Annotated in this window: 14 protein-coding genes and 1 pseudogene; 9 read left to right on the top strand and 6 right to left on the bottom strand. The window is 68.2% G+C overall.

Annotation, left to right across the window (positions count from 1 at the left end):
* Positions 1-28 precede the first annotated feature (28 nt).
* The 5 genes from ACFOLG_RS05230 to ACFOLG_RS05210 all read left to right on the top strand — a co-directional run bounded on the left by ACFOLG_RS05230 (position 29) and on the right by ACFOLG_RS05210 (position 3,472).
* On the top strand, positions 29-1,057 hold the full coding sequence (locus tag ACFOLG_RS05230; protein WP_386089206.1) for an AraC family transcriptional regulator: 1,029 nt from the start codon (positions 29-31) through the stop codon (positions 1,055-1,057).
* A 120-nt stretch (positions 1,058-1,177) separates the two neighbouring features.
* A complete protein-coding gene (locus ACFOLG_RS05225; RefSeq protein ID WP_386089203.1) occupies positions 1,178-1,525 on the top strand; it encodes a hypothetical protein in 348 nt (115 codons plus the stop codon).
* Positions 1,525-2,388: an NAD-dependent epimerase/dehydratase family protein gene (locus ACFOLG_RS05220; protein ID WP_386089200.1), complete on the top strand. Its 864-nt coding sequence runs from the start codon at positions 1,525-1,527 to the stop codon at positions 2,386-2,388. The genes ACFOLG_RS05225 and ACFOLG_RS05220 overlap by 1 nt, the downstream gene beginning before the upstream one ends.
* Positions 2,385-2,861, top strand: coding sequence for a DUF2269 family protein (locus tag ACFOLG_RS05215; RefSeq protein ID WP_386089197.1), 477 nt, complete (start codon positions 2,385-2,387; stop codon positions 2,859-2,861). Before ACFOLG_RS05220 ends, ACFOLG_RS05215 begins: the two co-directional genes overlap by 4 nt.
* Before the next feature lie 11 nt (positions 2,862-2,872).
* A complete protein-coding gene (locus ACFOLG_RS05210; RefSeq protein WP_386089194.1) occupies positions 2,873-3,472 on the top strand; it encodes a DUF4166 domain-containing protein in 600 nt (199 codons plus the stop codon).
* 150 nt (positions 3,473-3,622) lie between these two features.
* Here ACFOLG_RS05210 and ACFOLG_RS05205 read toward each other — a convergent pair whose 3' ends face one another.
* Positions 3,623-4,327, bottom strand: coding sequence for a substrate-binding periplasmic protein (locus ACFOLG_RS05205; protein WP_386089191.1), 705 nt, complete (start codon positions 4,325-4,327; stop codon positions 3,623-3,625).
* 298 nt (positions 4,328-4,625) lie between these two features.
* Between ACFOLG_RS05205 and kup the strand changes: the two genes are divergently transcribed.
* Positions 4,626-6,494 (top strand): low affinity potassium transporter Kup, encoded by a 1,869-nt coding sequence (kup, locus tag ACFOLG_RS05200; protein WP_386089188.1) that lies wholly within the window; start codon positions 4,626-4,628, stop codon positions 6,492-6,494.
* Positions 6,495-6,594: 100 nt separating this feature from the next.
* On the opposite strand, the gene ampD is transcribed toward kup, so the two are convergent.
* Together ampD and ACFOLG_RS05190 are read right to left on the bottom strand one after the other, a co-directional pair.
* Positions 6,595-7,158, bottom strand: a complete 564-nt coding sequence (gene ampD, locus ACFOLG_RS05195; RefSeq protein ID WP_386089326.1) for a 1,6-anhydro-N-acetylmuramyl-L-alanine amidase AmpD — start codon at positions 7,156-7,158, stop codon at positions 6,595-6,597.
* Between the two features lie 54 nt (positions 7,159-7,212).
* A pseudogene (locus ACFOLG_RS05190) lies at positions 7,213-7,635 on the bottom strand (GNAT family N-acetyltransferase); the annotation flags it as partial.
* Between the two features lie 142 nt (positions 7,636-7,777).
* On the opposite strand from ACFOLG_RS05190, the gene ACFOLG_RS05185 reads away from it, so the two are divergent.
* From ACFOLG_RS05185 to ACFOLG_RS05175, 3 genes are all read left to right on the top strand, one after another.
* On the top strand, positions 7,778-8,305 hold the full coding sequence (locus ACFOLG_RS05185) for a hemerythrin domain-containing protein (RefSeq protein ID WP_386089185.1): 528 nt from the start codon (positions 7,778-7,780) through the stop codon (positions 8,303-8,305).
* Between the two features lie 93 nt (positions 8,306-8,398).
* Complete coding sequence (locus tag ACFOLG_RS05180; protein WP_386089182.1) at positions 8,399-9,310, top strand: GGDEF domain-containing protein; 912 nt, start codon at positions 8,399-8,401, stop codon at positions 9,308-9,310.
* A 37-nt stretch (positions 9,311-9,347) separates the two neighbouring features.
* Positions 9,348-9,902, top strand: coding sequence for a hypothetical protein (locus ACFOLG_RS05175; protein WP_386089179.1), 555 nt, complete (start codon positions 9,348-9,350; stop codon positions 9,900-9,902).
* 69 nt (positions 9,903-9,971) lie between these two features.
* Here ACFOLG_RS05175 and tal read toward each other — a convergent pair whose 3' ends face one another.
* The 3 genes from tal to phoR form a co-directional block, all read right to left on the bottom strand.
* Complete coding sequence (gene tal / locus ACFOLG_RS05170; protein WP_386089176.1) at positions 9,972-11,033, bottom strand: transaldolase; 1,062 nt, start codon at positions 11,031-11,033, stop codon at positions 9,972-9,974.
* Positions 11,034-11,173: 140 nt separating this feature from the next.
* Positions 11,174-11,470 (bottom strand): Dabb family protein, encoded by a 297-nt coding sequence (locus ACFOLG_RS05165; protein ID WP_386089173.1) that lies wholly within the window; start codon positions 11,468-11,470, stop codon positions 11,174-11,176.
* 73 nt (positions 11,471-11,543) lie between these two features.
* Positions 11,544-12,842: a phosphate regulon sensor histidine kinase PhoR gene (gene phoR / locus ACFOLG_RS05160; RefSeq protein WP_386089170.1), complete on the bottom strand. Its 1,299-nt coding sequence runs from the start codon at positions 12,840-12,842 to the stop codon at positions 11,544-11,546.

Below are 12,842 nucleotides of genomic sequence, written 5' to 3'. Positions count from 1 at the left end.
CCGGGCACCCGTTTTCACCTGTCCGCCCATGCAAACCATCGCCGCCCTGGCCATCCTGTTTACCGGTTATTCCCTGTTCTGCGCCCTGGCGCTGGGGCTGAGCCATCTGCGCCGGCACAGCACACCACTGGCCGGCCTGGCCGGGCAGGTACTACTGCTGGCACTGGCGGCCTTGCAGTTATGCCACTTCGCCTGGCTGTACCTGGACCTGCCCTGGGTGCTGCAGCGGCCCTACTTCGTCACCCTGTACCTGGTGGCGCCGGCGTTCTATCTGTTCAGCCGCCCGCTGCTGCAGCCGGATGCCGCCAGCAGGCCGCCGACCCTGCTGCTGCACGGGCTGCCGGTATTGCTGAGCGTCTGGGTGCCGGCCGGCGTCGCGCTGCCGCTGGCCTTTGCCATCGGCGCCGGCTACCTGCTGTGGCTGGCACGCGTGCTGTATCCGCTGCGCCAGGAGCGGGAAAACTTCCAGCGCGAGATGCTGCTGCTGGGCGCGGTATTCGCCATCGCCGGCGGCGTAGCGCTGCTGGGGCTGCTGCAAACCGCGCTGCCGGGCAAGCTGTTCCACAGCCTGTACGCCGTGGCCATCGGCCTGGCCTTCCTGCTGGTACAGCTGACCCTAGCCATGCGCCCGCAGCTGGAAGAAGAGCTCAACACCACGCTGCACACCGCCTACAGCAACTCCACGCTCGGCAACGTGGACCGCGATGCCGCGCTGGCGCGGCTGGCAGCGCTGATGCAAACGCAGCAGCTGTACCTGGATGCCGAGCTGAGCCTGGCCGGCCTCGCCCAAGCCATGAGCCTGAGCAGCCACCAGCTGTCCGAGCTGCTCAACAGCTGCCTGGGCAAGGGCTTTGCCCGCTACCTGCGCGAGCAGCGCGTCGCCGCCGCGCAGCGCATGCTGTGCGAGGAGCCCTCTGCCTCGGTGCTGTCGGTCGGCCTGAGCGTAGGCTTCACCTCGCAGTCCAATTTCTACGAAGCCTTCCGCGAAGTGGCCGGCACCACGCCCGGGCAGTATCGCAAACTGCAGCAGGGGCAAGCGGCAGCGCCGGCAAACTGACGGTTTTTTCTCCGGAATGATCTTTCCGGAGCAATAAATTGCTCCTGTCCGACCAAAGCGGAGGTTTACCCTGCGCTGAGACACGAAACTGGAATCTCCACACCCCATCGGGAGATCGCCATGCATGCCTACCTGCAACTACTGCTTGCCGCGCTGATCAGCCTCTGCGCCAGCACGCTCGTGCTGCGCGCACTGTCGCTGCCGCTGCGCAACCTGCTGACCCAACTGTGCGCCAGCGAACAGGGCGCCGCCTTCTGGCTGAGCTACACCCGCGTGATGCTGACCGTGGCACCGCTGCTGCTCGCCCTGCTGGTCAGCCTGTTCACCACCAGTGTCGCCCCGCTGAACAGCCTGCAACTGGTGCTGATCGCCACCCTGGCCGGCTTGCTGCTGGGGCTGCGCAGCATAGGCAAACGCCTGGGCCGCTTCATCCCGCTGCCGCCGGCCACCACCGGGGAGGCACAGTAATGAACATCCTGCTTGCCGGCGCCAGTGGCTTCATCGGCCGCCACCTGAGTGCTGCCCTGCTGGCAGCCGGTCACCACGTGCGGCCGCTGTCGCGCCGCCACGGCGCCGATTTCAGCCAGCTGCACAGCGCGCAGCACTGGCTGCCCCATCTGGCGGGTGCCGATGTGGTGATCAACGCCGTGGGCATCATCGCCGAACAGCCGGGGCAGCGTTTTGCCAGCCTGCACACGCAGGCCCCGTGCGCGCTGTTCGACGCCTGCGTGCAGGCCGGTATTTCACGGGTGATCCAGATTTCGGCACTGGGCTGCGACGACAGCGCCTTCACCGCCTACCACCTGAGCAAGCTCGCCGCCGACCGCCATCTGCGCAGCCTGCCGCTGGACTGGCTGGTGCTGCGCCCCGCGCTGGTCTACGGCCCGGGCAGTGCCAGCAGCGCCGCCTTCATGCAGCTGGCGCGCCTGCCACTGCTGCCACTGCCGGACGGTGGCCGCCAGCTGGTGCAGCCGGTGCACATCAGCGATGTGGTGGCCGCGGTGCTGCAAGCGCTGGCGCAAGGCGTGGCCGGCCAGAGCGTGGACGTGGTGGGGCCGCAGCCGCTGCGCTTTGCCGACTGGCTGCAGACCATACGCGCGGCACGCGGCCAGGCGCCGGCGCCGGTACTGGCCATTCCGCCGGCATTGCTGCTGGCCCTGCTGCGTGTCGGTCGCCACCTCAGCCCGCTACTGCAGCCGGACAACCTGCGCATGCTGCTGGCCAGCCGTGCGGCCAACCCCGAGCCGCTGGCCCGGCTGCTGGGGCGCCCGCCACTGTCGCCCTCGCCGCAGCTGTTCTTTCACGCCGACACACCAGGAGAAAGCTCATGAGCTACCCGCTGATCAAAACCCTGCACATTCTCAGCATGGTGCTGCTGTTCGGCACCGGCCTCGGCAGCGCCTTCTACAAGTGGATGGCCGACCGCAGCGGCAACGTTGCGCACATCGCCGCCACCAACCGCCACGTGGTGCTGGCCGACTGGCTGTTCACCACCCCTACCGTGATCTTCCAGCCGCTCAGCGGCCTCTACCTGGTGCAGCAGCTGGGCCTGCCGCTATCCACCCCGTGGCTTGCCGCCACCCTGACGCTGTACACGCTGGCTGGCATCTGCTGGCTGCCGGTGGTGTGGCTGCAGATCCGCATGCGGCAGATCGCCGCCAGCAGCTGTGCGCAGCACAGCCCGCTGCCGCCGCAGTACTGGCAGTACGCCCGCTGCTGGTTCTGGCTCGGCGTGCCCGCCTTCAGCGCCATGGTGCTGGTGGTGGCATTGATGGTTTTCAAACACCTCCCCGGAGCACAATGATGAGCAGCTTGATGCAACAGTTACTGGGCAAAGACTGGCAGCAGCTGCCAGCCGCCTTGCAGGCCCATTACGTAGCTGGCCACAGCGTGGAGCATGGCCACCTCGACATCCACTACCCGCGCGCCATGCAGCCGCTGCTGCAGTTGCTGCATCTGCTGGGCGCACTGGTACACCGCCGCGGCCGGCAACTGCCCACCGAGGTACGCAAGGACGAGCAGCAGGGCCGGCAGCGCTGGCAACGCCGCATCGTCTTTCCCGACGGCAAGGTGCTGCGCTTCGACAGCTGCTGGGAGGCCGGCAAGCACGGCCAGCTGATTGAATACGTCAACCCGCTGCTGGGGCTGGCGATGACGCCCTATGTGGTCGGCCAGCAGCTGCACTACCGCGGCGAGAGCTTTATCGTCCGGCTCGGCCCAGTACGGCTGCCGCTGCCGGAATGGTTGCTGGGCCACACCAGCATCGTGGAACAGGCGCTGGACGACAGCCGCTTTGCTATGGACTTCCGCCTGACCCACCCGCTGCTGGGCGAGGTGTACCGCTACAGCGGCGTGTTTGACACCCACCCGGCCGGGGCGGCAGTTGCGCCGCCGGCGACGGCGCTGCCGGGCTGACGACGAGAGGCAAGCGTGCCAGGCAAGGTTGGCCGCAGCATCCGGGCCGGCGGGCGCGGCGGGTGGTAACTCTGCAGAGGTCGCGGCCGGGACAGGAAAAACCGTGCGCACGATCGTCCCGCCAGCGTCAGCGCCGCCGGCAGCCGCGCCTCAGGCCGGCGCGCGGTAGCAGGCCTGCAGCGCCTGCTGCAGACGGGCGGCGAACTCCGGCGTCTGGCGCTGCAGAAAGCTGCGCGACAGGTACAGCCCCAGCGGTTTTTCCTGCGCCAGCACCGATTTCACCTTGTGGCCGACGCCGCGCGCCGCGATCAGTTCGTCCATCGCCAGGTTGGCCGCCAGCACCGCATCGGCGCGGCCGGCCAGCAGCACGTCCAGCATCTGGTCGTGCCCCGGCGGGCTGACGCTGATCTGGTAGCCGTGGTCTTCCAGCCACTGGTGCATATTGGAGCCGGCATAGGCGCCAACGCGGGCGCGCTGCGCGAAATCGGCATCCAGCGGGTTGAGCGGATTGTCGCGGCGCAGGTACCAGCGCCACTGCTGCGGCGCGGCCGGGCCGAACCACTGCGCCAGTTCGTCGCGCTGCGCATTGCGCGACGCCGGGAAGTAGCCGTCGGCGGCGCCGGTTTCCACCAGCCGCTGCGCCCGCGACCAGGAAATGAAGCGGATGGCCGCCTGCTGCCCGCTGCGCGACATCGCGCAGCGTATCGCCTGCAAGGCGATGCCCTGTTGCTGGCCATCCGCGCCCTGCATGGCATAGGGCGCCTGCTGCTGGGTAAGCAGCAGCGGGGCGGCGGCGCTGCCGCCAATGCTTGACAGCAAGGCGCAGCAGGCGGCCAGGATTACGCGCAATGACACCGACGGCTCCTTGCATTCAGACAGGCTGTCAGCATACTCAATGCAGGTAAATGCTGAATGTTTTTTTATTGAAAAATATCAAAAAAGCGCATGCCGGCTTGCAGGCTGCCGCCAGCGCCGGCCGTCAGGGCGCCATCTGTGGCAAACCATCTACACAAACGACATAAAGCGACCCGCGGCACTGGCCGGGCGTGGCAGTTTCCCAGGCACAGGAGTACCCTGCGCGCTCACCTGTGGTCGTTTTTGCAATGCAACATGGCATTGCCGACAGACTCTCGAATCCATAAATACAAACATCATGCAGGCACACAATAAGCAAGCACTGGCCGGTATCACCCTGGCGGCCATGGGCGTGGTCTATGGCGACATCGGCACCAGCCCGCTCTACACCCTGAAAGAATGCTTCAGTCCCCACCTTGGCCTCGCCGTCACCGAGGCCAACGTGCTGGGCATCCTGTCCCTGATCGTATGGGGGCTGTTGCTGATCGTCTCCCTCAAATACCTCAGCTTCGTGCTGCGCGCCGACAACCGCGGCGAGGGCGGCATCCTCACGCTGATGGCGCTGGCGCGCCGCTACGTGGTCGGTCCCAAGGCCTGGCTGCTGGGCATGCTGGGGCTGATGGGCGGCGGTTTCTTCTACGGCGAGGTGGTGATCACTCCCGCCATCTCGGTGCTGTCGGCGGTGGAGGGCCTGGAGGTGATCACCCCGGCGTTCAAGCCCTACGTGCTGCCGATCGCCATCGTGGTGCTGGCCGCGCTGTTCCTGATCCAGAAGCACGGCACCGCCAGCGTCGGCAAGCTGTTCGGCCCGGTGATGATGCTGTGGTTCGGCTCGCTGGCGGCGCTGGGCCTGCACGGCGTGGCGGGCAATCCGGCGGTGCTGGCGGCGCTGAACCCGGCCTGGGGGCTGCAGTTCCTGCTGCACCACCAGGCGGTGGGCTTTCTGGCGCTGGGCTCGGTGGTGCTGGCGCTGACCGGCGCCGAGGCGCTGTACGCCGACATGGGCCACTTCGGCGCCAAGCCGATCCGCCTGGCGTGGTTCTGCTTCGTGCTGCCGGCGCTGCTGCTGAACTACTTCGGCCAGGGCGCCGAGATTCTGTCCAACCCGGAAGCGCGCGCCAACCCGTTCTTCCACCTGGCGCCGCAGTGGGCGCTGCTGCCGCTGGTGGTGCTGTCCACCTTCGCCACGGTGATCGCCTCGCAGGCGGTGATTTCCGGCGTGTTCTCGCTCACCCGCCAGGCGGTGCAGCTGGGCTTCCTGCCGCGCATGGAGATCACCCATACCTCCGATCATGAAATCGGCCAGATCTACATCCCGCTGATCAACTGGGGGCTGCTGGTGGCGGTGATCGCCGTGGTGGTGATGTTCCAGAGCTCCAGCGCGCTGGCCGGCGCCTACGGCATCGCGGTGACCGGCACCATGGTGATCACCTCCATCCTCGCCTGCTCGGTGGCGCTGCGCGGCTGGCACTGGCCGGCGTGGCTGGTGGCGCCGCTGCTGGCGGCGCTGCTGATCATCGACGTGCCGCTGTTTGCGGCCAACGTGGTGAAGATCCTGGCCGGCGGCTGGCTGCCGCTCACCATCGGCGTGGCGGCGTTCATGCTGATGAGCACCTGGAAACAGGGCCGCAAGCTGCTGATGGAACGCCTGAACGAGATGGCCATTCCGCTGGAAGGCTTCATCGAGAACATGGAAACCTACTCGCCGGACCGGGTGCAGGGCACCGCGGTGTTCCTCACCAGCACCACCAACGGCGTACCGCACGCGCTGCTGCACAACCTGAAGCACAACAAGGTGCTGCACGAGCGCGTGGTGCTGATGACCATTCGCAGCGAGGAAGTGCCGTATGTGGAGCAGGCGCAGCGCATCCGCATCGAGCGGCTGTCCAACAGCTTCTGGCGCGTGCTGGCCGCCTACGGCTTCAAGGAAACGCCGAACGTGCAGGAAATCCTCGACCTGTGCGAGCAGCAGCAGCTGCACTTCGAGCTGATGGACACCTCGTTCTTCCTGTCGCGCGAGACGCTGATCCAGACCGAGCGCGAAGGCATGGCGCCGTGGCGCGAGAAGCTGTTCGTGTGGATGAGCAAGAACGCGCTGCGCGCCACCGACTTCTTCCAGATTCCGTCCAACCGCGTGGTGGAGATGGGGGCGCAGGTCGAGCTGTAAGCCGGGTCTTGCGGCCAACGTTGGCCGCATGCTGCAGCGACAAGGGCAAGCCGAATGGCTTGCCCTTGCTGTTTCCGGCGCCCGATGGCCAGGCCGGCGCTCAGTTCTCCGGCAGCGCCCGTCCGATGCCGGCCGACAGCCGCGCCCAGTCGAAGTACGGGCCGGGGTCGGTCTTGCGCCCCGGCGCGATGTGCTCGTGGCCGGTAATCGCCACCACGCCGCAGTTGCGCTGCAGCAGTGCCGCCAGCGCGCTCAGCGTGCGGTACTGCGCGTGGCTGAACGCTTCGAAATCGCAGCCTTCCAGCTCGATGCCCAGCGAGAAGTCATTGCAGCGCTCGCGACCGCGCCAGTGCGAGGCACCGGCATGCCAGGCGCGGCGGCTGGTGGGCACGAACTGCAGCAGGCTGCCGTCGCGGCGGATGAAGAAATGGCAGGACACCCGCAGGCTGGCGATGCTGGCGTAATAGGGGTGCTCGTCCGGGTCCAGCGTGTTGCTGAACAGCTGCGGCACGCCGTCGCCGCCGTACTGATAGGGCGGCAGGCTGATGTTGTGCAGCACCAGCAGCGGCGTGGCCGGCGCGGCGCCCAGCTCGGGATAGGCGTCGCAGTTGGGCGATGGCAGCTGTTGCGCCTGCGGTACCCAGCCGTCGGCGTCCAGCGTCAGCGCCAGCGGGCTGTCGTCGCGCCGCCAGGCCAGCGCCAGCAACGGCAGGCCGTCCGGCGCGGCGAACGTGCGCACCAGCTCGAAACCGGCCTTGTGATAGCAGCGCCGGGCGGCATGGTTGGCCGCGGCGGTCATCACCGTGGCGTGGCGCGCCGGTGCCAGCGCAGCGGTGAGCAGCCGCCCGGCCCAGCCCTCGCCCAGCCGCGACGGCAGCACCAGCGTGCGCTCGATGTCGATGCCGTCGTCGGCCAGCGCACTGGCCAGCAGCAGGCCGCACAGCGTGCCGGCCTCGTCGTAGGCGGCCAGCAGCTGGCGCGTGTCGGCGGCGATGGCGGCGGCGTCCGGCCACAGCCGCGGCAGCGGGTAGCCATCCAGCCAGGACACCTCCAGCGCATGGGCGGCATCGTGCAGCGCCAGCGCGGCGGCCAGGTTGGCCGCATCGCGCGGCAGCGGGCAGACGTGGAAGGGAACGGTCATCGCGGCATTCCGTCTCAACAGGCAAACGCGCACTTTACCGCAACCGCCCGCCACACGGCAGACGCCGGAAGTTGAGCGCCGTCATAGGCAGGCAACACGGGCGGCGCGATACTGCGGCCAACCTTTATCGCAGGAGACTGCCATGCTCAAGCTCGATGCCCTGTCCGCCGCCGCACCGTCGTTCGATGCGCCACTGGAAATGCTGAACGCCTGTCACGACAAGGTGCGCCACTTCTGCCAGCAGCTGGACGCGCTGCCGGCCTACATCGCCGCCCACGGCAACAGCGCCGCGCTGGGCAACAGCATCGCCGGCATCGTGCGCTACTTCGAGGTGGCCGGCCCGGCGCACCACCAGGACGAAGAAGACGAACTGTTCCCGCTGATCCTGGCGCGCCAGCCGGACGCGGCGCCGAAGATCGAGCAGCTGCTGGGCGAGCACGGCTACCTGCATGCGCGCTGGAACGCCATCCGCGACGACCTCAACGCCTACGCCGCCGGCACGCTGGCCACGCTCAACGCCGGCGAGATCCACGAGTTCACCCGCCTGTACCGCGAGCACGCCGCGCGCGAGGAAGCCTGGCTGTTTCCCACTGCCAGCGCGCTGATCAGCGAGGCGGAGCTGCACGCCGCCGGCCAGCGCATGGCGGCGCGGCGTACCGCGCCGCGCTGAAGCGCCGCCGTCCGCTACGCCGGCGGCATGGCGTGCTAGTGTAAGAAGGTCGCCATTCCTCCCGCGGCCGGCGCCGCCCGGCCCGCTGCCAGCATGCACAATTCGGCCCTTTCCAACGACCAGTTCGCCGCCATCCTGGCGGCGCTGCCCGACCCGGTGTTCATCCTCACCCGCAGCGGCCGCTACGCCGCGGTGTTCGGCGGCGCCGACCTGCGCTACTACCACGACGGCAGCGGCCTGGTCGGCCTGTCGATCGGCGATGTGCTGACCCGGGAAAAAACCGACTTTTTCCTCGGCGAAATCGCCAGCGCGCTGCACGGCGGCGGCCTGCACATCGTGGAATACACCCTGGCCGGCAGCGATGTGAAAGGGCTGAAGGCGGAAGGCCCCAGCCAGCCGATCTGGTTCGAAGGCCGGGTGCAGCGGCTGGCGTTCCAGGTGGCGGGCGAGGACGCGGTGCTGTGGGTGGCCAGCAATATCACCCCGCGCCACGAGCTGGAAACCCGGCTGCGCGCGCAGAGCGAGACCGACCCGCTGACCGGGCTGGCCAACCGCCGCAAGCTGCTGGCCGCGATGCAGCAGCACTTCGCGCTGTTCAGCCGCTACCGCACGCCCAGCGCCATCCTGGCGTTCGACATCGACCACCTGAAACACATCAACGACCGCCACGGCCACCTGATGGGCGACCAGGTCATCATCGCGCTGGCCGGCGTGTGCCGCGCCGAGCTGCGCGGCAACGACGTGCCGGCGCGCTTCGGCGGCGACGAGTTCGTCGCCCTGCTGCCGCAGACCGGGCTGCCCAGCGCCACCGTCATCGCCCAGCGCCTGCGCCAGCAGGCACTGCACGCCTTTGCCGCGCTGGGCATCGGCGACGCAGCTGCTACCATCAGTATCGGGATCAGCGAATTTGCCGCCGACGATGCCAGCTGCGAGAGCGCGCTGGAACGTGCCGACAACGCGCTGTACCGCGCCAAGGCGCAGGGACGCAACCAGGTGGTGTCCTGAGCGCCGCTGGCGGCCACACCCGCCCACCGGAGGCACCATGCGTCCCTTCTGCTTGCCCTTGCTGGGCCTGCTGCTGCCCAGCCTGCCGGCGCTGGCCCAGCCGCAGAGCGAAAACCTGCTGCAGAGCCTGCCGCCCGGCTACAAGATCGACTACCAGCTGCAGCAGGACAGCCTGCTGATGACCGAGATGGTGCCGGCGGCACAGTCGGCGCAGCACTGGGACGAGATGCTCACCACCCAGGTGTTCCACGGCCTGAAGGTGGCCACCCCGCAGGCGTTCCGCGACATCATGGTCAAGCAATGGGATTTCGCCTGCCCCGGCAGCGCCTACGACGTGGTGGCCGACGGCCGCGAGAACGGCTACCCGTATGCGCTGTGGTTCCTCGCCTGCCCCAACAACCCGGCCACCGGCCAGCCGGAAAACACCTGGTTCAAGACCATCCAGGGCCACGACAGCTTCTACGTGATCCAGAAGGCCTTCAAGTTCTCGCCCAGCAAGGCGCAGCTGCTGCCGTGGCTGCACTACCTGCGCAGCGTGCAGCTGTGCGACAGCCGGCTGCCGGCCAGCCGCTGCCCGCCCAGCACCAACTAGCCGCCAGCACCAGGCGCCGGCCAATAAAAAAGCTCCCCGCGGGGAGCTTTTTTACTGCGGCGCGGCCGCTCAGGCGGTGAGTTGCAGCAGCTCGGCAAACGCCTTGTCGAACAGCGCCAGGCCATCCTGCTGCAACTGCTCGCCGATGGCGTCGAAATCCACGCCGGCGGCCTGCGCTGCGGCCAACGTTGCCGCGGCGGCCTCTACCTGCTGCGTCAGGGTGGCGGCGGCGTGGCCGTGGTCGCGGAACAGCGCCAGGGTGGCATCCGGCACGGTGTTGACGGTTTCATCGCCGATCAGACTTTCCACGTACAGCACGTCGGAATAGGCCTTGTTCTTGGTGCCGGTGGACGCCCACAGCAGGAACTGCGGCCGGGCGCCGGCGGCTTTCAGCGCAGCGAATTCGCTGCCGTGGAAGCGGGCCAGGTAGCGCTGGTAGGCGACGCGCGACAGCGCCACCGCCACCTTGCCCTGCAGCTCGGCCGGCAGCTGCGCATCCAGCAGGCTGTCCACCCGCGACAGGAAGAAGCTGGCCACCGCCTTGATGTGGCCCAGCGGCTGGCCGGCGGCATGGCGCGCACTCAGGCCGGCGATGTAGGCATCCCACACCGCGGCCACCTGCGGCAGCGAGAACAGCAGGGTGATGTTGACGTTGATGCCCTCGGCGGTGAGCTGGCGGAAGGCGGCGATGCCCTCGGCAGTGGCCGGGATCTTGATCATGGCATTGGGGCGGTCGATCGCCGCCCACAGCCGGCGCGCGGCGGCCAGGGTGCCGGCTTCGTCGCGCGACAGCGCCGGCGACACTTCCAGCGACACGTAGCCATCGTCGCCGCCGCTGGCGCGGTACTGCGCCAGGTTGAGGTCGCAGGCGGCCTGGATGTCGGCGAGCACCAGCGTCTCGTAGCGCTGCTCGGCGCTGAGCGCGGCATTGCTCTTCAGCTGCGCCAGTTCGTCGCGGTAGCGCGGGTCGCTGCTGATCGCCTTGTGGAAAATGGCCGGGTTGGAGGTAACGCCGGCGATGCCGTCTTCCTGCAGCAGGCGGGCCAGCTCGCCGGAAGCCAGCAGTTCACGGGACAGGTTGTCCAGCCAGATGCGCTGGCCGAACGGGCGGATGGCTTGCAGTCGGTTCATGTGTGCTACTCGAAAAGGGCTGGAAAACGGGGAATATCGTCGGGTGATGCTAACCCGATGCCGGCGTGAAGCAAAGCCACTACAGCGCCGCAGGCGGCAAACAGAACCGTTTGCGGCAGCGGCGGCCAGCCCCGGCACGGTCAGTCGACGAAATCGAACACCAGCGCCGCCGCCAGCAGCGGCTGCACCATGGCGACGAACTGCTGGTGCGCCGGGTGCGTGAGATAAGCGTCGCGCTCGGCCACGCCGGCAAACTGCAGCAGCCAGCCGTGGCTAAAGCCCTGCGCCAGCCCTTCCGGGCTGCAGTCCGGGCCGTGGCGGAAGTCGGCGACCACCCCGGTGGCCGGCACCAGCGCGGCGAAGTCGGCCTGCACCGCGGCGATGGCGGCGGCGTCGAGATGATCGTGAAAGCGGAACAACACAATGTGGTGCAGCATGGCGGGCCTCCGGTAACGGCGACAGAAAGACAAAAGGTTGGCCGCAGCCAACCTTGGGGGACTTGCCAGCGGCTCAGGCCACCTGCTCCGGGCTGAACAGCACGCTGAACTCGCTGCCCTGCTCCGGCTCGCTGCGGACTTCCAGCTTGCCATGATGCCGCATCAATACATGCTTGACGATGGCGAGGCCGAGGCCGGTGCCGCCGTTGCTGCGCGAGCGGCCGCGGTCGACGCGGTAGAAGCGCTCGGTGAGGCGCGGCAGGTGCTCCGGCGGAATGCCGATGCCGGTGTCGGTCACCGAAAACGCCGCGCGGCCGTCGTCCAGTTCGCGCCAGCGCAGGGTGATGCTGCCGCCTTCCGGCGTGTAGCGCACCGCGTTGGACACCAGGTTGCCGAACGCCGAGTGCAGCTCCTGCTGGTTGCCCAGCAGGTTGTGCCCGCTGTCGCGCTGCAACGCGATGTGGTGCCGCCCCTGCGACAGCCCCTCGGCCTCCACCAGCAGCGTGTCCAGCATGGCACCCATGTCCACCGTGTCCGGCGCCACGCCGTGCGGGCTGTTCTCGATGCGCGACAGCGTCAGCAGGTCTTCCACCAGGCTCTGCATGCGCCGCGACTGCTCCAGCATCATCGACAGGAACTGGCGCAGGGTGGCGTCGTCCACCGCCGGCATGTCGGACAGCGTTTCCAGGAAGCCGCCCACCACGGTGAGCGGCGTGCGCAGCTCGTGCGACACGTTGGCGACGAAGTCGCGGTGCACGGTCTGCACCCGTTCCAGCTGGGTGATGTCGCGGGTCAGCAGCAGCTTGCGCTTGATGTCGAACGGCACCAGCTGGATCGACAGCACCAGCTCCGGGCCATTGCCGGCATTGCGCAGGATCAACGGCTGGCTGTAGCGCTGCTCGGCCATGTAGTCGTGGAATTCCGGCTCGCGCACCAGGTTCAGGATCTGGCTGCCGACATCCTTGCGGCGGTCCAGCCCCAGGTGGTCCACCGCCATCGGGTTGATCCACTCGATGCGGTCGTACTCGTCCAGCACCACCACGCCGTCCGGCATCGCCTCGCTGGCGTTGATGAAACGGTCCAGCACGATGGCCAGCCGGCGCTTGCTCTGCTTCTGCCGCCGCGCCTGGCGGTACAGCGCCATGAACACGGTGTTCCACGGCCCGAAGCCGTCCGGCACCCGCCGCGGCGCCGGGCGCTCCAGCCAGCGCAGCAGCTGCCCCAGGTGATAAAGGTGAAAGCCCAGCCAGGTCACCAGCAGGCCCAGCATCAGCGCCAGCCCGGTCAGTTCGCCCCACACCAGCCCGCAGATCAGCGAGATGACGGCGATGACCGCCAGGGTCACCAGCCGTACGACAAGGAATTCGGCCAA

Source organism: Vogesella facilis (genome assembly GCF_042648525.1).
Taxonomy (GTDB): Bacteria; Pseudomonadota; Gammaproteobacteria; order Burkholderiales; family Chromobacteriaceae; genus Vogesella; species Vogesella facilis.
Note: the sequence above shows the minus strand (reverse complement) of the source record. Positions and strands in the feature narration are given on the sequence as shown.